We start from the raw sequence: 24,430 nt of genomic DNA on the forward strand, positions 1-24,430 counted from the left end.
AATCCTCCTACGGAGTGGCGATGGCCGCTGGCCGCCGCTCGATCTGTTTGCGGTAGCGGGTGAACAGGCGTGCGTTGTCGATCGCGAATACGGCGACCGGAGCGCCGTCGCGTTCGTACAGTGCGGTGCACGAGGGGGCCGACGGGTCGCCGTCGACGAAACGAACGGTGTCGCCTGCGCGGTGCTCGCCGGCGAACTGGATCGTGCGGCCGTACTGCTTCGACCAGAAGTACGCGGTCGGCGCGGGCTCGGCCGGTGCGCCGAGCATGGCCGCCGCGGCGATGCGCGCCTGGGCGGTCGCGTTCGACCAGTGCTCGCTGCGGTGGTGCGCCCCGCGCGCGTCGTGGTAGGCGCGGGCGCAGTCGCCGATGGCGTAGATATCGGAAATCGAGGTGCGGCACCGGGAATCGGTTAGAAAGCCGTTGTCGACGCGCAGCCCGGACTGCCGGGCCCATTCGGTATTGGGTGTCGCGCCGATGCCGATGACCACCGTGTCGGCGGGCAGCACGGTGCCGTCGGTGAGTCGAACGGCCTCGACCCGGTCCACGCCGTGGAATTCCGCGACCGCGACGCCCGTGCGCAGCTGTACTCCGTTGGCCCCGTGCAGGTCCGCGCACAGCGCGCCGAGCAGGGGGCCGAACACGCCGCCGAGCGGCGTGGCCGCCGATTCCACCACATTCACCCGCACGCCGAGAGATGCTGCGGTCGAAGCAATTTCGGAGCCGATCAGACCCGCGCCGACGATGACCACGGCGCCCGCGCTACGCAACGAGGCCCGGATCGCGCGTGCGTCGTCGACGGTGCGCAGCGTGTGGATGCCGTCGAGCGGGGGTGTGTCGGGGAGCGTGCGCGCGCGGGCGCCGGTGGCGAGCACGAGCGATCGTCCGGCGACTACCGTCCCGTCATCCAGCATGACGCCGGGACCGCTTGCGGTGGTGACGATTTCGGACGCGCGGCGGCCGAGCAGCCAGTCGGTTCCTGGATCGTCGCCGATCTCGCCGAGGGTGAGGTCGACGTCGTCGTGCAGGAATTCCTTGGACAGCGGCGGCCGGTCGTAGGGTAGGTGCGCTTCGTCGCCGATCACGGTGATCCGCTCGCCGTAGTCGCGCGCGCGTAGTTCGCGGACCAGCGAGAATCCGGCCAGGGACGCGCCGACGACCACGACGCTCATGTCGGCTCGATCGTGACCACGACGGCACCGTCGAGCACCCGCACGGGATAGGCGCGCACCCCGAGTTTGGCGGGTGGGCCGCAGACCTGTCCGGTACGCAGGTCGAAACAGGACTCATGCAGCGGACATTCGACCGTGCAATTCTCCACCCAGCCGTCGGCCAGTGACGCATCCTGGTGGGTGCAGGTGTCATCGATCGCGAAAAGTCCGTCCGCAGTGTGGAATACAGCGATCGGTGGGCGGTCGTCCGGCCGCGCGACGGCGGCCTCGCCGACCGGCAGGTCGGTCAGGTAGGCGACGAACAGCTCGGTCCCGGAGGTAGCGGTGTGTTTCGCAAGGGATTCCATAAACCCTCCATGAGTTGCTTAAAGCGCAACATATATCGCGATACGCAACAGTGTGCATCGGTGTCGGGTGGGCGTCAACCCCGGAAGCGCCCGGTGAACGGCCGGTTTCCAACGGTTGACAGCACGCGGCCCGGGGCGGACTATTTGTTGCGTAATACGAATTCGTTGCGCTACTAGCAACAACGGAGGCACCCTTTGGCTCACCGGAAAGTTGTCGTCATCGGAGCCGGGATCGTCGGGGCATCGCTGGCCGAGGAAATGACCGCACGGGGTTGGGCCGATATCACCGTGCTCGACCGCGGACCACTGTTCGCCACCGGCGGATCAACCTCGCACGCACCAGGTTTGGTGTTTCAGACCAATCCGTCGAAAACGATGACCGCGTTCGCCCGCTACACCACCGAAAAATTTCTCGGGCTCGCTCACCCGGACGGCCCTGCCTTCGATCCGGTCGGTGGCCTCGAGGTTGCCACGACACCGCAACGCTGGCGGGACCTGCACCGCAAAGCGGGCTGGGCACGGTCGTGGGGCGTCGATGGCAGGCTGCTGAGCGCCGAAGAATGCGTGCGGTTGCACCCCCTGCTCGACAGAAATCGGGTACTCGGCGGATTCCACACTCCAACAGACGGTTTGGCGAGCGCGGTGCGCGCGGTAGCGGCACAGGCGAAGGCGGCGACGGCCCGTGGCGCGCGTTTTGTGCCGAATCAAGAGGTACTCGATATCGCCGAACGGAATGGCCGGGTGGTCGGTGTCGTTACGGCCGAGGGGACCGTCCCCGCGGATATCGTCGTGTGCGCGGCCGGTTTCTGGGGCGCGCGGTTGGCGAAGCGGGTCGGCCTGGTGCTGCCGCTGGTGCCGATGGCGCACCAGTACGCCAAGACCGGTCGGCTGGCGGCGCTGGCCGACCGCGCCGGTGCCCCGGGTGGCATGCCGATCCTGCGGCATCAGGATCAGGACCTCTACTTTCGCGAGCACGGTGACCGGCTCGGCATCGGCTATTACGGCCACATGCCGATGCCGGTGGACATGTCCACCCTGGATGCCGCGACGGCAGGCGAAGCCATGCCCTCGATGCTGCCGTTCACTGACCCGGATTTCGCGCCCGGGTGGCAGGCGTCGCGGGAATTGCTGCCCGCACTTGCCGATTCGAAGCCCGAGGAGGGCTTCAACGGCATCTTCTCGTTCACCCCGGACGGCTTCTCGATCATGGGGGAGCATCGTGATCTCGCGGGCTTCTGGGTCGCCGAGGCCGTGTGGGTGACGCATTCGGCGGGCGTGGCGAAAGCGACCGCGCAGTGGATCATCGAGGGCGCGCCGGGCATCGATGTCCACGAGTGCGATCTCTACCGATTCGAGGACGTCGCGCGCAGCGACGAATTCATCATGGAGACGAGCTCGCAGGCCTTCGTCGAGGTCTACGACATCATTCACCCGCACCAATTCCGGTCGAAGCTGCGTGGCCTGCGCACCAGTCCGTTCTACGCTCGTCAGCAGGAGTTGGGCGCGTTCTTCTTCGAGGGCGGCAGCTGGGAACGACCCGCCTGGTTCAAGGCCAATGCCGGTTTGGTGCAACGGCTTCGGGACGAGGGAGTGTCGTTCCCGGAGCGTGACGGGTGGTCGAGCCGGTTCTGGTCGCCGATCTCGATCGCCGAGGCCCGCTGGACCAGGGAGCATGTCGCCTTGTTCGACATGACACCGCTGACCCGATACGAGCTGGCGGGTCCCGGTGCGCTCGCGCTGCTGCAACGGCTCACCACCAACAATGTGGACAAGTCCGTGGGGTCGGTCACCTACACGCTGCTGCTCGACGAAACCGGCGGCATCCGTAGCGATCTCACCGTGGCCAGGCTCGGCCCGCAGCAGTTCCAGGTGGGTGCGAACGGTCCGATGGACTTCGACTGGTTCACCCGCCACCTACCCGCCGATGGCGCGACCCAGCTGCGCGATATCACCGGCGGCACCTGCTGTATCGGCGTCTGGGGACCACGCGCGCGAGATCTGGTGCAGCCCTTGTGCTCCGGGGACCTGTCGCACGATGGTTTCAAGTACTTCCGTGCGCTGCGAACGTATATCGGCGCGATCCCGGTCACCATGCTGCGGGTGTCCTACGTCGGCGAGCTCGGCTGGGAGATCTATGCCTCCGCCGAATACGGCGTCGCGCTGTGGGATCTGCTGTGGGCGGCGGGTGACGCGCACCAGGCGATCGCGGCGGGCCGGATCGCGTTCAACAGCCTGCGCATCGAGAAGGGCTACCGCAGCTGGGGTACCGACATGACCGCGGAGCACCGGCCCGCCGCGGCCGGTCTCGATTTCGCGGTGCGGATGAACAAGGGCGACTTCGTCGGCCGGGCCGCGCTGGCGCAGTCGCCCACGCCGGCGCAGGTGCTGCGCAGCGTCGTCTTCGAGTGCCCGGACGCGATCGTGCTCGGCAAGGAACCGGTGTACGTCGCGGCTGAATGCGTGGGATATGTGACGAGCGCGGGCTATTCGGCGACCGTTGAACGCGCCATCGCCTATGCGTGGCTGCCCTCTGGAGTCGGCGTTGGCGACCGGGTCGAGGTCGAGTATCTCGGCACCCGTCTGGCCGCCACGGTGCACGCCGAGCCGGTGGTGGACCCCGAGATGTCCCGGATCAGGAGGTAGGCGCGATGGCAACTGCGACAGCGGGTTACGACGTCATCGTGATCGGTGTGGGCGGCATGGGCAGTGCCGCCGCGTACCATCTCGCGGCCAGGGGGCAGCGGGTGCTCGGATTGGAGAAGTTCGGTCCCGCGCACGATCGCGGTTCCAGCCACGGCGGATCGCGCATCATCCGGCAGTCCTATTTCGAAGATCCGGCGTACGTGCCGCTGCTGCTGCGTTCCTACGAGCTCTGGGCGAAGCTGGCGGCGGACGCGGACCGGGAGGTCTTCCGGCTCACCGGCGGTCTGTATCTGGGCCCGCCGGAGAGCCTGACGGTGGCGGGCAGCCTGCGCGCGAGCCGCGAATGGTCACTGCCGCACGAGGTCTGGGACGCGGCGCAGATCCGCCGCCGATTCCCGAATTTCACACCCGCCGCCGGCGACATCGCGGTGTACGAGGCCAACGGCGGGTTCGCCCGGCCGGAGGCGACAGTGCGGGCACACATAGATCTCGCCTTGCGGGCAGGCGCCACACTGTCGTTCGGCGAGGAGGTGCTCGACTGGGCCGAAACCGCTTCCGGTGTCACGGTGACCACGGCCCGCGCCACCTATCACGCCGAGCAACTCGTCGTCTGCCCCGGCGCGTGGGCTCCACGGCTGCTGGCGGACTTCGGCATTCCGATCACCATCGAACGACAGGTGCTGTACTGGTTCGAGCCGAGCGGCGGCACCGCGGCGTTCGAGGGCGAACCGATCTATATCGCCGAGGACGCCTCCGGTACGCAGATCTACGGCTTCCCGGCGATCGACGGTCCGGCAGGCGGGGTCAAGACGGCCTTCTTCCGTAAGGGCATCGTCTGCACCCCCGACACCATCGACCGCACGGTGCACCCGCACGAGATCGACGAGATGCGCACGGGGGTCAGCGGGCTGCTGCCCGCGCTGACCGGCCCGTGCGTGCACACCGCGACCTGCATGTACTCCAACACTCCCGACGAGCACTTCGTCATCGCCCGGCATCCGAGTGGCACCCGGGTCACCATCGCCTGCGGTTTCTCCGGTCACGGCTTCAAATTCGTTCCCGTGGTGGGGGAGGTGCTGGCCGACCTGGTGATCGACGGGTCCACCGCGCACCCCATCGCCCTCTTCGATCCGCAAAGGCTGGTGACCACATGATGGCCGATCCGCCGCCGGTGACGGCCCCGGCGCTCATTCCGACCCTCGGTGGCAAGTGGTATGTCGACGACGGCGTGTTCGCGCTCGAACAGGAGCGGCTGTTCGAGCGGATGTGGTTCTGCGCCATCAGGTCCACCGATCTCGCCGAGGCCGGGCAGTTCAAGCGGGTGCGGGTCGGCAGGGAGAGCGTGCTGATCGTGCGCGGGCGCGACGGCGCCCTGCGCGGCTTCCTGAACATCTGCAGGCACCGCGGCGCGATGCTGTGCACCGAGGATGCGGGACAGGTACGCCGCAACCTGCAGTGCCCGTATCACGCGTGGACCTACGGCCTCGACGGAAAACTGGTCGCCGCCCCGAACATGGCGGCGCTGAAGGACGCCACCGGCGCCGATATCGACCGGGTCGCCTACGGGCTGATCCCGGTGGCACTGCGCGAGTGGCTCGGCTACGCCTGGGTCTGTCTGGCCGACGAGCCGCCGTCGTTCGAGCACGACGTGATCGGTGCGGTGACCGAGCGCCTCGGCGACCCGGCCGCGATCGGGGCCTACGAGATCGATGAGCTCGCGGTGGGCCGCCGCGTGGTCTACGACGTGGCGGCGAACTGGAAGCTGATCGTCGAGAACTTCATGGAGTGCTACCACTGCGCAACCATCCACCCGGAGCTCACCGAGGTGCTGCCCGAATTCGCGCAGGGATTGGCCGCCCAGGTGTTCGTCGGGCACGGCGCCGAATTCGGCGCCGATATCGCCGGATTCACGGTGGACGGTTCGCCGGGTTTCGATCGGCTGCCAGGGGTTACTCCGGAACAGGACCGTCGCTACTTCGCCATCACGATCCGGCCGACGGTCTTCGTCAACCTCGTCCCGGACCACATCGTTTTCCACCGGATGTTCCCGATGTCCGCGGACCGCACTATCGTCGAATGCGATTGGCTGTATACCAAGGATGTGGTTGCCGCGGGACGAGATGTGTCCCGCTCCGTCGAATTGTTCCACCGGGTGAACGAGCAGGATTTCGCGGCGTGCGAGCGAACACAACCCGCAATGTCCTCGCGCGCCTACCGTAGTGGCGGGGTGCTCGTGCCAGCCGAGCACCATATCGCGGAGTTCCACGAGTGGTTGTCCTGTCGGATCGGTGACGTGAGGTGACATGAGATGAACGGTGATCCGGATCTGCTGATCGGTGGCCGATGGACCCATGCCGCGGACGGCGGTGTGCGGCAGATCATCGATCCGGCCGACGGCTCGGTGGTGGCGACGGTGGACGAGGCCACTCCGGACGACGCGCGGGCCGCCGTCGCGGCCGCCCGCGCGGCCTTCGACGCCGGCGGCTGGCCCGCGACGCCGGTCGCCGAGCGGGCCGCCCTGCTGCTGCGGATCGCCGACCTCCTGGCGCGCGACAAGGACCGGCTGGCGCGGCTGGAGACCGCGGACACCGGAAAGACGCTGGTGGAGAGCGAGATCGACATCGACGATGTGATCTCGGTGTTCCGCTACTACGCGAGCGCGATCTCGGTGCAGGCGGACCGGCTCGTCGACGTCGGCGATCCGGCGGTGATCAGCCGCGTGGTGCGCGAGCCGATCGGCGTCTGTGTGCTCATCGCGCCGTGGAACTATCCGCTGCTGCAGATGTCGTGGAAGGTCGCGCCCGCGCTGGCCGCCGGTTGCACCATGGTGCTCAAGCCGAGCGAGGTCACCCCGCTGAGCACCATCGAGTTCGCCAGACTCGCCGAGGAGGCCGGCGTGCCGGCCGGGGTGTTGAACCTGGTCCAGGGCAGCGGCGCGGTGCTCGGTACGGCGCTGACCGGCACCCCCGACGTCGACTTCATCTCCTTCACCGGTGGCCTCGCGACCGGGCGCACGATCAGCAGGGTCGCCGCCGAGCACGTCACCAAGGTGGCGGTGGAACTCGGCGGTAAGAATCCGCACATCGTGTTCGCCGACGCGGACTGGGAGAGCTCGGTCGACCAGGTGCTCACCGGTGTGTTCCTGCACTCCGGTCAGGTCTGTTCGGCGGGCACCCGGCTGATCGTCGAGGAGTCGGTGGCCGACGACTTCGTCGCCGAACTGGCGAGCCGGGCCGAGCGGATCCGGGTCGGCCCCGGCCTCGACCCGGCAAGCGAGACCGGCCCGCTGGTCTCCGAGCAGCATCGCGAAAAGGTGGAAGCCTATGTCGCACTGGGCCTCTCGGAGGGCGCGAAGCTGGTGACCGGCGGGTCGCGGCCGAGCGATCCCGCGCTGCGGGCGGGCAGCTTCTACCTGCCGACGATCTTCGATCACTGCGACCGGTCGATGCGCATCGTGCAGGAGGAGACCTTCGGCCCGATCCTCACCGTGGAACGGTTCCGCACCGAGGCCGAGGCGATCCGGCTCGGCAACGACACCGAGTACGGGCTGGCGGCGGGGGTGCGCACGGCCGACCCGGCCCGCGGTGAACGGGTGGCGCGCGCACTGCGCCACGGCACGGTGTGGCTCAACGACTTCGGGTATTACACCGCCGCCGCGGAATGGGGCGGTTTCAAGAAATCCGGTAACGGGCGCGAGCTCGGTCCGACCGGCCTGGCCGAATACCAGGAAATCAAACACCTGTGGCACAACACGGCGCCGAAGCCGGCGGAGTGGTTCAAGGGCGGCTGAGCACACGTTGTAGATCTCGGCCGGACAAGCCCGTACGGCCAACCGCGGAAGGCACGGTAGACAATGGTAGCCACGGAACACAGCGTGTCCGACGACAGCGGAATGGAAGATTTCGGATACAAGGAATCACTCGATCGCAGCATCGGGAAATTCGCCAGCTTCGCGGCCGGAGTCAGTTATATCTCGATACTCACCGGCACGTTCCAGCTCTTCTATTTCGGGTTCGGCAGCGCGGGCCCGGCGTACCTTTGGTCGTGGCCGATCGTATTCGTCGGGCAGGTGGCGGTGGCACTGTGTTTCATGGAGCTCGCCGCGCGCTATCCGGTGGCCGGGTCGGTGTACAACTGGTCCAAGCAACTCGGCAGCAGACTCGTCGGCTGGTCCTCGGGCTGGTTGATGCTGACCGCCTCGATCGTCACGCTGGCCGCGGTGGTGCTCGCGCTGCAGTTGAACCTGCCGCGGCTGTGGGACGGTTTCCAGATCATCGGCGACGGCACCGGCGAGTACGACTTCGCCACCAACGCCGTGCTGCTGGGCACGGTCATGATCGTGTTCACCACCACGGTGAACGCGCTGGGCGTGCGGTTGATGGCGATGATCAACAGTTCGGGGGTGTTCATCGAGCTCATCGCGGCGGTCCTGATCGCGATCATCTTGGCGGCCAACGCTACTCGTGGCCCGCAGGTGTTCTTCTCGACGCACGGCTACGGCGTGGGCGAGGCGGGCGGCTATCTCGGCGCGTTCCTGGTGGCCTCGCTCGCCTCCGGCTATGTGATGTACGGCTTCGACACCGCGAGCTCGCTGGGGGAGGAGACCGTGGAGCCGCGGCGCACCGCGCCCAAGGCGATCCTGCGCGCGGTGCTCGCCTCGTTCGTCATCGGCGGCGCGATCCTGGCCTTCGCGGTGATGGCGGCACCCGACCTGGCCGATCCGCAGATCGGCAGCTCCAGCGGCGGCCTGCAATACATTGTGGAGCAGGTGATGTGGGGTCCGCTCGGCACGATCTTCCTGTGCTGCATCGTGATCGCGGTGACGGTGTGCTCGCTCGCCGTGCACACCGCGGCCATTCGGCTCACCTTCGCGATGGCCAGGGACAACGCACTGCCGTTCGGCGAGAAGCTCGCCAGGGTGCACCCGAGGACGCAGACACCGGTGATTCCCGCCGTGCTGATCGGTGTGCTGGCCGCGCTCATCCTGGTGATCAACATCGGTCAGCCGAAGATCTTCACGGTGCTCACCTCGATCGCGATCATCATGATCTACCTGGCCTATCTGATGGTGACCGGGCCGATGCTGGCGCGGCGGCTGCGCGGGCAGTGGCCGCCGAAAGAGCTTGCGGTGGGCGGCTATTTCACGATGGGACGGTGGGGCCTGGTGGTCAACATCGTGGCCGTGGTCTGGGGCGTCGGCATGGCGCTGAACCTGGCCTGGCCACGCGCGTCGGTCTATGGCGTGCCCTGGTACAACACCTGGGGCGCGTTCGTCTATATCGGCGCGATCCTCGGCGCCGGACTCGCCTGGTACGGAATCAAGGGCCGCAAGCGAATCGGAACTCTCGCTTCACACGCCGCGGAGGTGCGCAACGATGTCTGAATCGGTGTTCGACTACGTGATCGCCGGGGGCGGCACCGCGGGCTGCGTGCTCGCCGCCCGGCTCAGCGCGGACCCGGCCGTGTCGGTCTGCCTGCTGGAGGCGGGCCCGTCCGATGTCGGCGATCCCGCCATCCTGGAACTCACCCGCTGGATGCACCTGCTGGATTCCGGCTACGACTGGGACTATCCGGTCGAGCCGCAGGAGCGCGGGAACAGCTTTCTGCGGCACGCCCGCGCGAAGGTGCTCGGCGGTTGTTCCTCGCACAACTCCTGTATCGCGTTCTGGCCGCCCGCAGAGGGTTTGGACGAGTGGGCGGCGCTCGGCGCGAAGGGCTGGAGCGCGGCCGAGGTGCTGCCCTATGTCACCAGGCTGGAGAACAACGACGCACCCGGCCCGCAGCACAGCCGCACCGGGCCGGTGCGGCTGCGCGACGTGCCGCCCGCCGATCCCTGCGGTGTCGCGGTGCTCGCGGCGGCCGCGGCGGTCGGCCTGCCCACCGTGCAGTTCAACCGGGGCACCACCGTGCGCAACGGCGCCGGATGGTTCCAGATCAACGCCGCGGAAGACGGTACGCGCATGTCGACATCGCATGCGTACCTGCATCCTGTGCTGGATTCGCGCCCGAATCTGGTGGTGCGCACCGATTGCTGGGTCAGCGAGATCCTGTTCGACGACGCGCGCACGGCGACCGGTGTGCGCTATCAACGGCCCGACCGCACCGGATACGACAGCGTTTCGGCGCGGCGTGAGGTCATCGTCACCGCGGGCGCCATCGATACGCCGAAACTGTTGCTGCTCTCCGGTATCGGGCCCGCCGACCATCTGCGTGAGATCGGTGTTCCGGTGCGGGTCGACGCGCCGGGCGTTGGCGCCAACCTCGACGACCACGTGGAAGGACTGGTGTTCTGGGAGGCGGCGCGGCCGATGGTCGACACCTCCACCCAGTGGTGGGAGATCGGCCTGTTCGCCACCACTGACGACGCGCTGTGCCTGCCCGACGTGATGATGCACTACGGCAGTGTGCCGTTCGACATGAACACGCTGCGCCACGGCTATCCGACCACCGACAACGGCTTCTGCCTGACGCCCAACGTCACCCAGGGTCGCTCGCGCGGCACGGTCCGGTTGCGCAGCAGGGACTTCCGGGACCGGCCCAAGGTCGACCCCCGGTACTTCACCGACCCCGACGGCCACGACGAGCGGGTGATGCTGGCCGGAATCCGGTTGGCCCGCAAGATCGCCGAGCAGTCACCGCTGCGGCCGTGGATCGCCGCCGAGCTCGCGCCCGGACCGGACGCGACGACCGACGACGAGCTGCTGAGCTATATCCACGCCACGCACAACACCGTCTACCACCCGGCCGCGACGGCGCGGATGGGCGCACCGGAGGACCCGATGGCGGTGCTCGATCCCGAACTGAGGGTGAAGGGGGTATCGCGGTTGCGGGTGGTCGACGCCTCGGCGATGCCGAAATTGCCCGCGGTGAACCCGAACATTACTGTCATGGCCATGGCGGAGAAGTGCGCGGATCTCATCAGGGCGACGTGAGCCGGGCATGCCTGCGGAGGGCGAACTAGCGGCGTTCCTCGGCGGACACGCGCCGTTCCAGTCGATGCCGCGCGCCGACCTCGACCGGTTGGCCGCGGCCGCGACCGTGCATGAATTCGCGACGGGCACGGTGATCCGCGATTACGCGGCGCAGGTGCCCGACGAGATCTGGATGCTGTGGACGGGCCGGGTCGCGCTGCGGCCCAGCGGTGCGGGCGGCGACGGCGAGCGCACCGTCGACACCGTCGAGCGCGGCGGGCTGTTCGGGTACGTGCCGCTGCTCATGGGCGGCAGCGCCGAATTCCTCGCCCAGGCAACCGAGCCGAGCGTGCTCATCCGATTGCCCGGCGAGCTGGTCCGGGCGTGGTTCGCGCAACCGGACGGACTGGCGTTTCTCGCCTCGTCGAGCTGGAAGACCTGGTCCGGCAACCGCACCCCGGTCTCGCCGGTGCTCGGCACCCGCACAGCGGGCGAACTCGTCTCGGGCGCACCGGTTTTCGTGACACCGGAAACCACCGTGCGCGACGCGGTGGTCCGGATGACCGAACAGCACGTGTCGGCGGTGCTGGTCCGATTGCCCGACGGTGACTTCGGCATCTTCACCGACCAGGACCTACGCGTCCGGGTGGTGGCGGCGGGATTGCCGGTCGAGGTGGCGATCTCGCGGGTGATGAGCGCGCCTGCGCGGCGGGTCGGCGCGGAGCTGACCGGCGAGGCCGTGCTGATGGAGATGCTCGACTGCGGGCTGCGGCACCTACCGGTCGTCAGCAGGCGCGGCGCGGTGCTCGGCGTGCTCGAGGACTCCGATCTGCTGGCCGCCTCGGCGCGGCAGAGCTTTACGCTGCGTCGCGCGATCGGCGCGGCGACCGACCCCGCGCAGCTGCGGCGGGCCGCCCGGGAAATCCCGGCGACGACGGTCGATTTGTTCCGCAACGGCACCAAAGCCGCCGCGACGAGCGGCATCCTGTCGGTGGTGGTGGACGCGGTGATCCGCAAGGCGCTCGAACTCGCCCGCGCCGAATGCGCCGACGCGCCCGCGGGCGGGTTCTCCTGGGTGACGCTGGGCAGCATCGCCCGGCGCGAGGCGATGCCTTCCTCGGACGTGGACAGCGCGCTGTGCTGGGTCGACGAGTTGTCCGGCGACAGTGCGCGGCTGCGCGCGATCGCGCGGCGCACGCACGCGATCCTCGACGACTGCGGGCTACCGGCGGACAGCAACGGCGCGATCGCCGCCGCGCCGAAATTCGCTCGCTCGCAAAGCGAATGGGCGACGGCGGCGGCAGGCTGGCTCGATGATCCGCTGCACGGGCGCGGACTCATCATGTCCTCGTTGCTCATCGACGGGCGGGTGGTGTGGGGCGATCCGATGCTGCGCGCGGTGCCCGCCGCCTTCGGCCGGATGGCCGCCGAGCATCCCGACGCGTTGCGGCTGCAGCTGCTGGACGCGTTGTCCGGCAAGGTCCGTGCCCGGTCGCTGCGGGACGTGCTGTCGCGGCGCGGGGGCACCTTCGATCTGAAGACCCACGCACTGGTGCCCATCGTCAACCTGGCTCGCTGGGGCGGCCTCGCGGCGGGGGTGACGGCGGCGGGCACGCCGGAGCGGCTGCGTGCGGCGGCGGCCGCTGGGGTGCTCACCGAGCGCGACGCGGCCGTGCTCACCGAGGTTTTCACGACCTTGCAACGCATGCGGATGGTGCATCAGGTCGGCCAGCTGGCCGCCGGCCACCACCCCGGTGATGTGGTCACGATGTCGGATTTGTCGCCGCTGAATCGGAGCCTGCTCAACGAGGCGCTGCGGGAGACCGCCGCGGTGCGGCGACGCGTCCGCGTTCGCGCGGCGACCTCGGCTTAGAATGGCGGTGTCATGGCGAAGCGGGACAGTGAGGATCGAGGGCGGACGGCCGCGGTGCAGTCCGTCGACCGCGCACTGCTCGTGATGGAGATCATCGCCAAGCTCGGACAGGCCGGGGTCACCGAGATCGCCGCCGAACTGGGTGTGCACAAATCTACCGTGTCGCGGTTGGTCGCCGTGCTGGAATCGCGCGGCTACGTCGAGCAGTTGTCCGATCGCGGCAAGTACCGGCTCGGTTTCTCCATCGTCCGGCTGGCCGGATCCACCAGCGCGCAGGTCGATCTCGTCGGGCAGAGCCAGGGCGCGTGCAACGCGCTGGCCGTCGAATCGGGCGAGACCACCAATCTCGCTGTGCTGGACGAGGATCGGATCATCAACATCGTCGAGGCCGCGGGCACCGGCTCGATCGCGTTGCGCTCCTGGGTCGGGCAGAGCTGCCCCGCGCACGCCACCTCCAGCGGCAAGGTGCTGCTGTCGGGGCTGGAACCGGCGGACATGCGCAAGCGGGTCGGCGGCAAGCTGACGGCCTACACGCCGCACACCGTGACCAAGGTCGCGGACCTGGCGACCCAGCTGGTCGCGGTCAGGGAGAACGGCTGGGCCAGCGTGTGCGAGGAGCTCGAGATCGGGCTGAACGCGGTGGCCGCGCCGGTGCTGGACAGCAACGGGGTGATCGTCGCGGCGTTGAGCGTGTCCGGACCGTCCTATCGGCTCGGACCCGATCGATTCGCGGAGGTGGCGGAGCTGGCGATCGCGAGCGCCGCGGACATCAGCCGCAGACTCGGCTACTACGGCTGACGGAGCCGGTCCGGCGGATGCCCTCCGGCGTTGACAACGCGCGCGATAGCCGACAATACTGAGTCGCATATAGGGCAGTTGTTGCGCTATATGCAACAACTGCATACTCGCCTCACACGCGGCGGGAGATCTCCGTCCTCGCGACGGAGAGCCGAAGGAGCAACACCTCCCGGGAATCTCTCAGGCCCAGTACCGCCGCGCCTCGGGCAACTCTGAAAAGCAGTGCCTCCGGGCACTCGCCGACGGGGCAAGCGCGCAACGCGTGAATCTCTCAGGCCATAGGACAGAGCGGGAGGAGCCACCCCCACGCGCGCGACCCGCGTCGACGAAAGGCTCCCCATGGCAGATCCGGCCCTCCACAGCGACCTCGACGTGCCGCTGTACGAATTCGATCCGCTCGTCGCCGAATTGGTCGGCCGCGAGCTCGGCAGGCAACAGCACGGCCTGGAGATGATCGCCTCGGAGAACTACGCGCCGCTGGCGGTCATGCAGGCGCAGGGCACGGTGCTGACCAACAAGTACGCCGAGGGCTATCCGGGCAGGCGCTACTACGGCGGATGCGAACACGTCGACGAGATCGAGTCGCTGGCCATGACCCGGCTGCGTGCCCTGTTCGGCGCGGAATACGCCAACGTGCAACCACATTCGGGCGCACAGGCGAACGCGGCGGTGATGCACGCGCTGCTGCGTCCCGGCGATCGCATCCTCGGGCTCGCGCTCGACCACGGCGGCCACCTCACCCACGGCATGAAGGTGAACTTCTCCGGCCGGTTGTATGACGTTGCGGCATACCATGTTCGGGCCGAGGACCAGCGGGTCGACATGGACGAGGTGGCGCGGCTGGCGCGCGAACACCGGCCCAAGCTGATCGTGGCGGGCTGGTCGGCCTATCCGCGCCACCTCGACTTCGCCGAGTTCCGGCGCATCGCCGACGAGGTCGGCGCCTACCTGATGGTCGATATGGCGCATTTCGCCGGGCTGGTCGCGGCCGGTCTGCATCCCTCGCCGGTGCCGCACGCGCATGTCGTCACCTCGACCACGCACAAGACACTGGGCGGCCCGCGCGGCGGATTCATCCTCGCCACCGCGGATCTGGGCAAGAAGTTCGATTCCGCCGTGTTTCCCGGTCAGCAGGGTGGTCCGCTCGAGCACGTGATCGCGGCGAAGGCGGTCGCGTTCAAGATGGCGGGCGAACCGGCGTTCCGCGACCGGCAGGAACGCACCCTGGAGGGGGCGCGGCTGCTGGCGCAGCGGCTGCTCGCCGAGGACTGCCGCGCCGCCGGAATCGGACTGGTCAGCGGTGGCACCGACGTGCACCTGGTGCTGGTGGACCTGCGTGCCGCCGAGCTCGACGGCAAGCAGGCCGAGGATCTGCTGCACAGTGTGGGAATCACAGTGAACCGCAACACCGTTCCGTTCGACCCGCGCCCGCCGATGGTCGGCTCCGGCCTACGGATCGGGACACCGGCCCTGGCGGCGCGGGGATTCGATCGCGCGGCGTTCGTCGAGGTCGCCGATATCATCGCGACGGCGTTGCGGGTGGGCAAGCCATGGCGCGAGTTCAGTGTGCGGGTGGAGGTCTTGACGGAGAGGTTCCCGCTGTACGCGGGGCTGTCCCAGCAGGTTCCGTCGGCCGCCGACGCCGCGCGGGAGCTCGCGTGACCATCAGCGTGTTCGACCTGTTCAAGGTCGGCGTCGGTCCGTCGAGTTCGCACACCGTCGGGCCGATGCGTGCCGCGGGGGCTTTCGTCGATCGGCTGAAAGGCGCTGGCGTGCTGCATGATACGGCCACGCTGCGGGTGCTGCTGTACGGCTCGCTCGGCGCGACCGGGCGCGGCCACGGCAGCATGGAGGCGATCGTGGCCGGGTTGGCCGGCGCGCGCCCGGAATCGGTCGACCCCGACACGATGCGCGACATCGTGGCCGAGGCGCGCGCCGACGAGCGGATCCATCTCGGCGGGGCACAACCGATCACATTCGTGATGGATCAGGACATCGAGCTGCTGGCCCGCACCAGGCTGCCGTTCCACACCAACGGCATGCTGTTCGCCGCCCGTGACGCGTCGGGACGGGTACTGCTGGAATGCCGCTACTACTCGATCGGCGGCGGGTTCGTGCTGGACGAGGACGAGATCGACCGCCTTACGGTCGAATCGCCGACGGCCGTGCCGTACTCGTTCGCCACCGCCGACGAATTGCTCGCGCTCACCGCGCGCACCGGCCGCTCGATCAGTGAACTGGTGCTGGCCAACGAAATGACCCGGCGCAGCGCCGATCAGGTGCGCGCGGACCTGCTCGACATCTGGCACGTCATGCGGGGCTGTGTCGAGCGTGGCATGTCGAGTACCGGCGTGCTGCCCGGCCCGCTGCGGGTGCGCCGCCGCGCGGCGACCCTGTTCGATCGGTTACGCGCCGAAGCCGAGGAAAACGACCCGCTGCGCGCCATGGAGTGGGTCACGCTGTACGCGATGGCGGTCAACGAGGAGAACGCCGCGGGCGGACGGGTCGTCACGGCGCCGACGAACGGCGCCGCGGGCATCATTCCCGCTGTGCTGCACTACATTCAGCAGTTCGTCACCGACGCCGCGGACAGCGTCGTCGAATTCCTGCTCACCGCGGGCGCGATCGGCCAGCTGATGAAGGAGAACGCGTCGATCTCCGGCGCGGAGGTGGGCTGCCAGGGCGAGGTCGGTTCCGCCTGCGCGATGGCAGCGGCCGGACTGGCCGCCGTGCTCGGTGGCACCCCCGCGCAGATCGAGAACGCCGCCGAGATCGGCATGGAACACAACCTCGGCCTGACCTGCGATCCGATCGGCGGCCTCGTCCAGATCCCGTGCATCGAACGCAACGGCATCGCGGCGGTGAAGGCGATCACCGCCGCGCGCATGGCGATTCGCGGCGACGGGCAGCACCACGTCTCGCTCGATCAGGTGATCCAGACCATGCGCGCCACCGGCGCGGACATGCTCGACAAGTACAAGGAGACCTCGCAAGGGGGTCTCGCGGTCGCCGTCGTCGAGTGCTGAGCGGGCGCCAGGGCCTTGTCCAGTAACTTCGGCACGCCCCTGCTGGACGAGGTCCGTGGCCCTGTCTCATAAGTCCATCCGGCGCCGCCACGGTCCAGCTCGCCGCTCGGCGGCGTTCTCGGCGGCACCGAGACAACCCCGGCATCGGCTCTCCTCCACCTTGCTGGGCGACGAGCTGAACCGCGCAGGCATCCGGCGGGCCTCATGAGAAAGGGCCTAGTCGGCGAGTAGCCAGTCGTTGGGCGCGAACGATTCGAAATGCACGCGGCCGGAAGGAATTCCCGCGGCGTGCAGCTGCGCGCGCGCTGACCTGAGGAAGGCGTGGCCGCCGCACAGGTAGTAGTCCGCGGCGTCCGGCAGGTCGATACCGGTGAGGTCGATCAGGCCGTCTCCCTCGTCCTGATACCAGGTGCGCAGGCGTACGTCGCGGAGTTCGTCGCACCACGCGCGGACCCGGGCGCGCAGCGGGTGGGCGGCCGCGCGACTGTCGGCGTGCAGCACCGTGGTGGGCCGGTCCGGGCTGTGGGCCGCCAGGTAGGCCACGATGCCCGCCATGGGCGTGATGCCGACGCCCGCCGAGATCAGCACCACCGGTGTCGCGGCGGCCGTGTCCAGGGTGAGATCACCGAAGGGCAGGGTGATGTCGAGGTGGTCACCGACGACGACCGTGTGGTGCAGCCACGACGAGACCGCACCGGCGGGGGCGTGCGCGGTGGCCGCGATCGCGCGCACCGTGAAGGCGTAGCGACCGGTGCCAGGTGCGTCGACCAGACTGTACTGCCGCAGCTGTCTGGCGCCGTCCGGTAGGTCCGCACCGACCGAAATGTAGCTGCCGGGAAGGAAATCCGGCAGCGGACGCGCTGCCTCGGCCGACTCGACGACGAAAGTCACCACCCCGGAAGGGTCTTCGGCACGCTCGACCACCACGACCCTGCGGAAGACGTCGCCAGGCGCGACGCCTGCCGCGGCGTAGAGGCCGGTTTCGAGATCAATGAGGGCGGTGGCCATCAGCCAGTAGACGCGGTCCCATGCCGCGGCGACCGCCTCGGTCACCGCCTCCGCGCCGAGCACCTCGACGATCGCGGCGAACAAATGCCGGTGCACGATGTCGTACTGGCTCGCGGTGACGCCGAGCGAGGCGTGCCGGTGCCCGATGCGCGAGAGCAGTTCGACCGGATGCGGGAGATCCGGATCGACCAGGTGCCGGGCGAAGGTGACGATCGCCGACGCGAGGGCCCGCTGCTGGGTGCCCTGCGCCTGGTTGCCCCGATTGAACAGGTCGCGTCCCAATTCGGGGTGGGCGGCGAACATTCTGCGATAGAACACCGGGGTGATCTCATCGATCCGCGCGCCGATGAGCGGCAGCGTGGCGCGGATCACCGCCTGGTGTGCGGATTCGAGTTCCGGGGCGAGGCCACTCGGTGAACCGGTCGCGGTGTGCATGATCTCCTCAATTCTCTTGCGCGGGTTGGGTAATCGCGGGCAGATGCAGCAGCTCGAGCACGCCCGGGTGCACCAGATCGACGAGGTGGTAGTTGTCCAGCTCGCGATAGAAGGCCTGCTTCGCGTCCTGGAGAACCTGGCGTAGACGGCAATTGGACGCCAGCGGGCATGGTCGGTCGCCCACACAGGCCACGACCTCGGCATCGCCCTCGAGCGCTCGGATGATCTGCCCGACGGTGGCGGCGCGGCCCGCGTCGGTGAGGAATATCCCGCCGCCGCGGCCGCGGTAGGACGCGACGAAGCCGAGTTCTACCAGCCGCGACACCGCCTTGGCCACCTGGTGCTCCGAGGAGTCCACCTGCCGCGCAATGAGTTTCGCGGTCACCCTTTGGTCCGCGGACCCGCTGACCGCGAGGCGCATCATGGCCCGCAGGGCGAGATCGGTGAACCGGGCGAGCTGCATGAGTTCACCGTACGTAATCGCTATTCGAAAAGGCGCTTTCAGCGGCTGTGCTGTTTAATACGCGGAATCGCGCGGATTATGTAATCCGCGCCACATTGCGCGGTGGGAAAATGGTTGCTGCCAGTGTGTTTCGGTTATCGATGAGAACTGCGTGCCATCTAAGGTGACCGATGTGACGGCGGAGATTGGGCGGTGCCTTCAGATGTCATGTCAAGTCCATGTCTTCCCACAGTTGGTCGTAACCGATCGCGAAGGTGTTGTCGGAGGGGTGGACGATCACGTTCCGACGGCCCCCGGTTCGCGGGTGCGGCCTGGACCCCGCAGTCCGCATCGAACGCATCGAATCCGGGGCCGCTGACGCGCACTCGGAGTTCGGCCACGTCCGGGTTCTCGCCGCCCTGCCGGATCCGCACCGCGAGTATCCGCGCGGTCGCCGGCACCCCGCGGTCCGATACCGCTTCGCGGTCCATCGCCATTGATAGGTGTGCACCGCGAGGGCGATGCCGATCGGGCCCGCCCTCCCGCGTCGGGGCAGTTGCGGGAATCGGCCCGAGTGGTGGCGGGCCCGATTACCATCGAGATCACTTTCTCGTGGCGTCGTTCAGGAGGTCAGCGATGTTCGGTACGAAATGCGCGCTGGTGGCGGTGGCCGGGACGGCGGCGGCAATGCTGTGCTCGACCTCGGCGAATGCCGCGCCCGAAGACGAATTCATCACCTTGAATTCCGTGGTCACCCCGGCGCCGGACGGCTTGCAAGCCACCGGCACTTACCTGTGCGACGGCGGCATCGGCTACCTCGACGCCTCGGCGAAAATGGACACCAACGGCAGTGGCACGGTCAGCCTGACCAGCTCGCCCCCCGGCGTAACCCTGCAATGCACCGGACAGGTAGAGACCTGGACCGTACTGCTGAAGCCGACCACCGGCCTCCCCGTCCTCGTCCCGTACACCCAGGGCACCGGCACCGCCCAACTCAACCGCAAATACTGGAAAACCGATTCCGGAGAGGTAGCGCTGCACCTCGGCTAGCTCTCGCGGGCCACCGATGATTTGCCACCGATGATTTGAGTAGTTCGCCAGCGCGCGGGGCATCGGCGGCGAAGAACGGCGCGAGCGTCGTGAACGAGGCCCGAGGTCTTACTGGCCTAGCGGCGCAGCAGTATTCCGAGGTGGTAGCCAGGGGAGGTTCGGCCCCGTCTCGAGATTCTTCGGTGGATACCAGACCCCTCGCCACACCACAATCATGGTCGACCGTGGACACTGGATCCATGACACGGAAGCGGGCTGTGGCGGTTGGGGTTTGTGGGCGATCGGAATAGTCGCGGTCGTCCTTCTTCGCGCAGTCGATGGCGGCGACATGCCGTCGGGGCCCGCTACCGACCCCGAGCCCACGCTGTGGATGGAGTCGGAGTTCGGCTAGGCGATTCGGCGCGGTAGGTTCGTGGGCATGTCGAGAGCCCTGTGCGCCGGGTCGTTCGATCCGGTGACCAATGGGCACGTCAATGTGTTCGAGCGCGCCGCCGATCAATTCGATGAGCTCGTGGTCACGGTTATGGCCAATCCGGCCAAGACGACGCTGTTCGGCCCCGATGAGCGTCTCGAGATGTTGCGTGAGGTTACTGGCCATCTGCCCAATGTGCTGGTGGGATCGTGGTCGGGGCTGCTGGTGGATTGCGTACGGGAGCAAGGGTTTACCGTGATCGTGAAGGGGCTGCGGTGCGGGGATTTCGACTATGAACAGTCGATGGCGCGCACGCATCGGGCCCTCGCCGGTGTGGACACCTACTTCATTGCCAGCGATCCGACCTACGGGTACTTGTCCAGCTCGTTGGTCAAGGAGATCGCCGCGGCGGGCGGCGACACCCGCGGTCTGCTGCCCGCCGCCGTGCAGCGCCGACTGTTGGAGCGGCTGGCCGAAACGCGGTTGTGACCGGGGTGGCGTGATGCCACCGCAGTCACCTCCCGTTTGTTGTCAGCGTTTGAAGTGCTTCCACTCGCTGCACGTGTCGCTCCACGCGTCTGAGTTGCAGACGCGCATCCAGGCTTCGTTGGTGCGGATTGCTTGGGGATCCCAGACGACCTTGCTCCAGTTCTTGTCCTTGTCGACCGGGTTGTAGAACTCGACGGCCGAGTAGCCCTCCACCGAAACCTGGAGATAGATTTCCTGGTCGTTGTTCTCGGTGTCGTCCGATGTTCCATGGAAGACGAACCCGCCGTGGTTCTGGTCCGCCGAGGCGAAATAGACGTTGCCGGAGAAGTTTCCGAGACCGTATCCGGTCGAGATCTTCACGTGCCGTCGATCGCCCGGCCCATCGGTCGGGGCGTCGGTCGCCGAAGCCGGCGGACCCGCTGGGTCGCCGGGCGGTGCGTTCTGGTCCTCCGGCTGGGAATGGGCCAGCGGAGCGGTCGCCATGAGCGCGCACAGTGTCGTCGCCGTGAACGCGGTCTTGACTGCGGTGTTGATCATTTCGAGCCTTTCGTGGAAAGCGCTCGGGACACAATGCGAGGAATCTTCGTTGTCGCCCCCTGGAATGGCCGTCTCCCGAGCGCAATTGGTGTGTGGTTGCGCATGTTTCCGGTGGCTGGATTCCTCGAGGCTCCAGGCTGGCAGGCCCGGCGCCGTCGCCACCAGCCGCATAAGTCCTTGCCATCGATTGATGGGGGACCGTCGCGCTGATCTCGCCGAGCGCCGAAATTGATCAGCCCCTGGACTTTTCGCGCTGGTTGGCGAGGAAACGCGCCTTTTTCTGCCGATTCCCGCATGTGTTCATGTCGCACCATTTGCGGGTGCGGCTCTGGCTGGTATCGAAGAAGGCCGCCCGGCAGGTCGTCGACGCGCACAGGGCCAATTTCCCGTCCCGCTCGCCCGCGAGGATGTCGATCGCGTCGGCGGCGATCACGCCGAGGGCATCGTCCACGCAGGAGGCCGAATTCAGCCGCCATTCCCGCTTGCCCTCGGGCGTCAGAACAGCCGCGGCCCGACCCTGCCTGCTGCGTTCGATAATGACGTGAACAGCGGCGACGGGAGGAACCTTGCCCATCGCGGCCGCTGTCGCCGCGGCGTGGATCGCTTCGCGCAACTCCCGGGCGCGGTCGAGCTGAGCGCTGGTACACGCGTCGACGGCGAGCCCGCTCACCGTCAGCCAGTCGGCAAGTCGCCGCGGCGTGGGAATGCGCTCCACGGCATCGCCCTGACGCTCGGTCAGCGTCGCCGAATTCGTAGATGTAGTAGATGATTTGGCCGACCCGAAAGACGCAGGCGCGCCGGCCTTTCACGTCGTAGCGCCCTCGCTGCCCGGCTTCGGTTACAGCGACAAGCCGACCACCATCGGGTGGGGGACCGAAAAGATCGCGGCCGCATGGGTGGAACTGATGGGCAGGCCCGGCTACGAACGATTCGCGGCGGATGTGCTCGCCGCCGCTCGGTGAAAACGGTTGGGCGGCCGGCCGAAAGTGTTGCTCAGGTCCGCCAGAACTTCACGTGGCGGTCGGAGAGCATGTAGGGGTGGGAGCCGCGGCAGACCGCGAGGGAGGTGCCCTTCGGTGCGTCCGCGCGTCCGCCCCAGATGTACGAGCTGTCCGAGGATGTGCTGTTCGATTTGTAGCAGAGGATGCGGATTTGGAAATACCCATCCCCCTTGCACTTTCCGCCGATCGCGCCGTTCTTGCCGTATCGCGTAGACGTCACGCGGCAGTCGTACGGCTTGCTGGCATCCATCTGAGAGTTGTCGATTTCGACCGGTTCTGGTTGTGCCGCAGCACTTATCGGGAAGATGGCGAGTGCCAGGGTGCATCCCGCGAGAGCCGCCGCGACCTGTGACAGATTAGGCATTGGTTGTCCCCGTTGTCGGATATTCCTCCGGGTATCGAGTCTGCTGTCCACGCGGGAATCCAGGAAGCCCCGAAAGTTGTTGCCCTTTGAGTCGTCGGGATCGCATACCTGACAAGCCGTTGTTCGCTATCTCGTACCGTGCTGTACAAAATCGCAGCATATTGCCGGAGGGATCGAGGAGAACGGGGTCGCGGGCGTCGTCGGGGTGAGTGACCCGATCCGGTATCCCCTCGATGCCGGCGGCTTCGATCCGCTGGAACGTACTGTCGCAGTTAGTGGCTCGTCATACCGAGGAGCTCCTGCTATGGCATCCAGAGTCGGCGTTGGGCGGCGAAGGGATCGGCGCGCACCTCGCTCCGGTTCGACCAGATCATGGCTCGACGCTCGTCGAGCGTGTAGCGGGGCCAGGTCGGGCCGGGGTCCGCGCCTTTCACGAAGGCGACCCAGGATGAGTGCATGGCGTCGGCGAGGGCTTGCGGTGGTGCGTCACCCTCGGCCTCGGTGACACCGGTGGCGCGCAGGAGATCGAAGGCGAAGGGGAGATCCAGGCAGTGCGCTGCCATGCCGTGATAGCCGGGAGACGTTGCGGTCCACTCGAATTCATAGAGCCAGGTGGGCAGATTCAGCCGGGCGCGTGCTTCGGCGATCTGGTAGGAGGGTCCACGAATGATGCTGTCGCTGATGGCCTGCCCGGCCAGCTCGGTGGCGTCCGCGTCGGGGTAGGCGGCGCGGAGTGCGGCGGGGTCGATGCTCTGGCCCGCCTGGGCGAGCGGGCTCGCGGCCGCCGCGTCCGGGTGTTGCGCCGCCATGACCGCCGCCATGTTGAATTCGTGCCGGGTGAAGCCGAGCAGCAGCGGAACATCGCCGCCCGCACCGTTATTCAACAGTGCCGGGGTCGCCTCGGGGATGAGCTCGCCGTCGGCGAACGGGGCCAGGCCCAGCATCGGCACTGACTCGCTGCCGGGGCCGGGTGCCTGGAGCGCGTCCTGCATATCGAGCAGGGTGTTCTCGGGCACCGCGCGCAGGGCCGCCGCGGTGGCCGGTACTCCGGTGCGCCGGGTGAACAGCTCGGCCAGCGCGTGTCCCGCGGTGAGGTCGTTCGGTTGCGTCACCGCGCCGGAGGCGCAGATGCCCGCTCGGAACAGCCCGCGGGCGGCCGGCGTGGCCAGCAGCGCCCAGACCGCGCCGCCGCCCGCGGACTGACCGGCGATGGTGACCTTGCCGGGGTCACCGCCGAAGGCGGCGATGTTGTCACGGACCCAGCGCAGAGCGGCGACCCAGTCGAGCACCGCGCGGTTATCCGGCGCGCCGTCGATGTGCAGGAACCCGTCGATGCCGAGCCGGTAGCCCACCGAAACCACGATCACGCCGTCGCGATTGAACGAGGCGCCGTCGTACCACGGGCTGGCCGGGCTGCCCGCGACGAAACCGCCGCCGTGGATCCACACCAGCACGGGCAAACCCTGCGCGGTCGGATCGGGTGTGAAGACGTTCACGCTGAGGACGGCGTCGCCGGGGATGCTCGGCTCGGGGATGGTCGTCAGCTCGGCGAGCGACCTGCGTTGCGCGGTGGGTCCGTAGGCGGTGCACTCCAGCGTCTCGGTCCATGGCCGCGGCGGCGCGGGTGCGGCGAACCGCAACGCACTGACCGGCGGCTGTGCGAACGGGATGCCGAGGAAGGCGAACCCGGTGTCGCGGCGCACCCCGCGCACCGGACCGTAGGTCGTCCGGACGACGTCGGCGGGCGAGCGCTCGGCGGAACAGGCCGCCGCCAACGCGAGCGCGCCGGCGCCGAACAGGACGGTACGGCGCCGCAAGCGCGCACGGGACATGGCAGACCTCGATTCGACTGGAAGGACCTCGGTATGTTCGCGACTCCGGACCTAATCAGTCAATGGTTGAAAAAAATCGTGAACTGCATAA

20 protein-coding genes, 1 pseudogene and 1 riboswitch are annotated in these 24,430 nt (G+C 68.0%); of the genes and pseudogenes, 13 read left to right on the plus strand and 8 right to left on the minus strand.

What is annotated here, in order from left to right; translation table 11 throughout:
- Positions 1-7: 7 nt before the first annotated feature.
- Complete coding sequence (locus F5X71_RS16440; protein WP_167462755.1) at positions 8-1,171, minus strand: NAD(P)/FAD-dependent oxidoreductase; 1,164 nt, start codon at positions 1,169-1,171, stop codon at positions 8-10.
- Positions 1,168-1,518: a bifunctional 3-phenylpropionate/cinnamic acid dioxygenase ferredoxin subunit gene (locus F5X71_RS16445; RefSeq protein ID WP_167462756.1), complete on the minus strand. Its 351-nt coding sequence runs from the start codon at positions 1,516-1,518 to the stop codon at positions 1,168-1,170. Before F5X71_RS16445 ends, F5X71_RS16440 begins: the two co-directional genes overlap by 4 nt.
- Positions 1,519-1,713: 195 nt before the next feature.
- On the opposite strand from F5X71_RS16445, the gene F5X71_RS16450 reads away from it, so the two are divergent.
- From F5X71_RS16450 to F5X71_RS16495, 10 genes are all read left to right on the plus strand, one after another.
- Entirely contained in the window at positions 1,714-4,161 is a 2,448-nt protein-coding gene (locus tag F5X71_RS16450) for a GcvT family protein (protein ID WP_167462757.1), read from the plus strand.
- 5 nt (positions 4,162-4,166) lie between these two features.
- The gene (gene solA / locus F5X71_RS16455) at positions 4,167-5,315 is read left to right on the plus strand and encodes an N-methyl-L-tryptophan oxidase (protein WP_167462758.1); all 1,149 of its coding nucleotides are present in this window, start codon (positions 4,167-4,169) and stop codon (positions 5,313-5,315) included.
- Positions 5,312-6,463 (plus strand): aromatic ring-hydroxylating oxygenase subunit alpha, encoded by a 1,152-nt coding sequence (locus tag F5X71_RS16460; RefSeq protein ID WP_167462759.1) that lies wholly within the window; start codon positions 5,312-5,314, stop codon positions 6,461-6,463. The genes solA and F5X71_RS16460 overlap by 4 nt, the downstream gene beginning before the upstream one ends.
- 6 nt (positions 6,464-6,469) lie before the next feature.
- Positions 6,470-7,951: an aldehyde dehydrogenase family protein gene (locus F5X71_RS16465; protein ID WP_167462760.1), complete on the plus strand. Its 1,482-nt coding sequence runs from the start codon at positions 6,470-6,472 to the stop codon at positions 7,949-7,951.
- A 63-nt stretch (positions 7,952-8,014) separates the two neighbouring features.
- Positions 8,015-9,544 carry an APC family permease gene (locus F5X71_RS16470; protein WP_167462761.1) on the plus strand — a complete coding sequence of 510 codons (1,530 nt, stop codon included), beginning with the start codon at positions 8,015-8,017 and terminating at the stop codon, positions 9,542-9,544.
- Positions 9,537-11,093 carry a GMC family oxidoreductase gene (locus F5X71_RS16475; RefSeq protein ID WP_167462762.1) on the plus strand — a complete coding sequence of 519 codons (1,557 nt, stop codon included), beginning with the start codon at positions 9,537-9,539 and terminating at the stop codon, positions 11,091-11,093. Before F5X71_RS16470 ends, F5X71_RS16475 begins: the two co-directional genes overlap by 8 nt.
- Before the next feature lie 7 nt (positions 11,094-11,100).
- Complete coding sequence (locus F5X71_RS16480; RefSeq protein ID WP_167462763.1) at positions 11,101-12,945, plus strand: putative nucleotidyltransferase substrate binding domain-containing protein; 1,845 nt, start codon at positions 11,101-11,103, stop codon at positions 12,943-12,945.
- 12 nt (positions 12,946-12,957) lie between these two features.
- On the plus strand, positions 12,958-13,743 hold the full coding sequence (locus tag F5X71_RS16485) for an IclR family transcriptional regulator (protein ID WP_167462764.1): 786 nt from the start codon (positions 12,958-12,960) through the stop codon (positions 13,741-13,743).
- Between the two features lie 202 nt (positions 13,744-13,945).
- Positions 13,946-14,040, plus strand: a riboswitch (glycine riboswitch).
- Between the two features lie 42 nt (positions 14,041-14,082).
- Complete coding sequence (gene glyA / locus F5X71_RS16490) at positions 14,083-15,405, plus strand: serine hydroxymethyltransferase (protein WP_194250769.1); 1,323 nt, start codon at positions 14,083-14,085, stop codon at positions 15,403-15,405.
- The gene (locus F5X71_RS16495; RefSeq protein WP_167462765.1) at positions 15,402-16,769 is read left to right on the plus strand and encodes an L-serine ammonia-lyase; all 1,368 of its coding nucleotides are present in this window, start codon (positions 15,402-15,404) and stop codon (positions 16,767-16,769) included. The genes glyA and F5X71_RS16495 overlap by 4 nt, the downstream gene beginning before the upstream one ends.
- Before the next feature lie 216 nt (positions 16,770-16,985).
- On the opposite strand, the gene F5X71_RS16500 is transcribed toward F5X71_RS16495, so the two are convergent.
- Together F5X71_RS16500 and F5X71_RS16505 are read right to left on the minus strand one after the other, a co-directional pair.
- Positions 16,986-18,212, minus strand: coding sequence for a globin domain-containing protein (locus tag F5X71_RS16500; RefSeq protein WP_167462766.1), 1,227 nt, complete (start codon positions 18,210-18,212; stop codon positions 16,986-16,988).
- Positions 18,213-18,219: 7 nt separating this feature from the next.
- A complete protein-coding gene (locus tag F5X71_RS16505; protein WP_167462767.1) occupies positions 18,220-18,675 on the minus strand; it encodes an RrF2 family transcriptional regulator in 456 nt (151 codons plus the stop codon).
- Positions 18,676-19,290: 615 nt separating this feature from the next.
- Between F5X71_RS16505 and F5X71_RS16510 the strand changes: the two genes are divergently transcribed.
- Positions 19,291-19,704: a hypothetical protein gene (locus tag F5X71_RS16510; protein WP_167462768.1), complete on the plus strand. Its 414-nt coding sequence runs from the start codon at positions 19,291-19,293 to the stop codon at positions 19,702-19,704.
- Between the two features lie 418 nt (positions 19,705-20,122).
- Positions 20,123-20,605, plus strand: a complete 483-nt coding sequence (coaD, locus tag F5X71_RS16515) for a pantetheine-phosphate adenylyltransferase (RefSeq protein WP_167462769.1) — start codon at positions 20,123-20,125, stop codon at positions 20,603-20,605.
- Positions 20,606-20,647: 42 nt separating this feature from the next.
- Here the strand turns inward: coaD and F5X71_RS16520 are convergent, their stop codons facing one another.
- Both F5X71_RS16520 and F5X71_RS16525 read right to left on the minus strand, forming a co-directional pair.
- A complete protein-coding gene (locus F5X71_RS16520; RefSeq protein WP_167462770.1) occupies positions 20,648-21,313 on the minus strand; it encodes a hypothetical protein in 666 nt (221 codons plus the stop codon).
- Between the two features lie 61 nt (positions 21,314-21,374).
- Positions 21,375-21,857 carry a CGNR zinc finger domain-containing protein gene (locus tag F5X71_RS16525; protein WP_238815931.1) on the minus strand — a complete coding sequence of 161 codons (483 nt, stop codon included), beginning with the start codon at positions 21,855-21,857 and terminating at the stop codon, positions 21,375-21,377.
- Between the two features lie 22 nt (positions 21,858-21,879).
- Between F5X71_RS16525 and F5X71_RS16530 the strand changes: the two are divergent.
- A pseudogene (locus F5X71_RS16530) lies at positions 21,880-22,080 on the plus strand (alpha/beta fold hydrolase); the annotation flags it as partial.
- 55 nt (positions 22,081-22,135) lie between these two features.
- Here F5X71_RS16530 and F5X71_RS16535 read toward each other — a convergent pair.
- Both F5X71_RS16535 and F5X71_RS16540 read right to left on the minus strand, forming a co-directional pair.
- Positions 22,136-22,507: a hypothetical protein gene (locus F5X71_RS16535; RefSeq protein WP_167462771.1), complete on the minus strand. Its 372-nt coding sequence runs from the start codon at positions 22,505-22,507 to the stop codon at positions 22,136-22,138.
- 302 nt (positions 22,508-22,809) lie between these two features.
- Positions 22,810-24,339, minus strand: a complete 1,530-nt coding sequence (locus F5X71_RS16540; RefSeq protein ID WP_167462772.1) for a carboxylesterase/lipase family protein — start codon at positions 24,337-24,339, stop codon at positions 22,810-22,812.
- Positions 24,340-24,430: the final 91 nt, after the last annotated feature.

Source organism: Nocardia brasiliensis (genome assembly GCF_011801125.1).
Lineage (GTDB): Bacteria > Actinomycetota > Actinomycetes > Mycobacteriales > Mycobacteriaceae > Nocardia > Nocardia brasiliensis_C.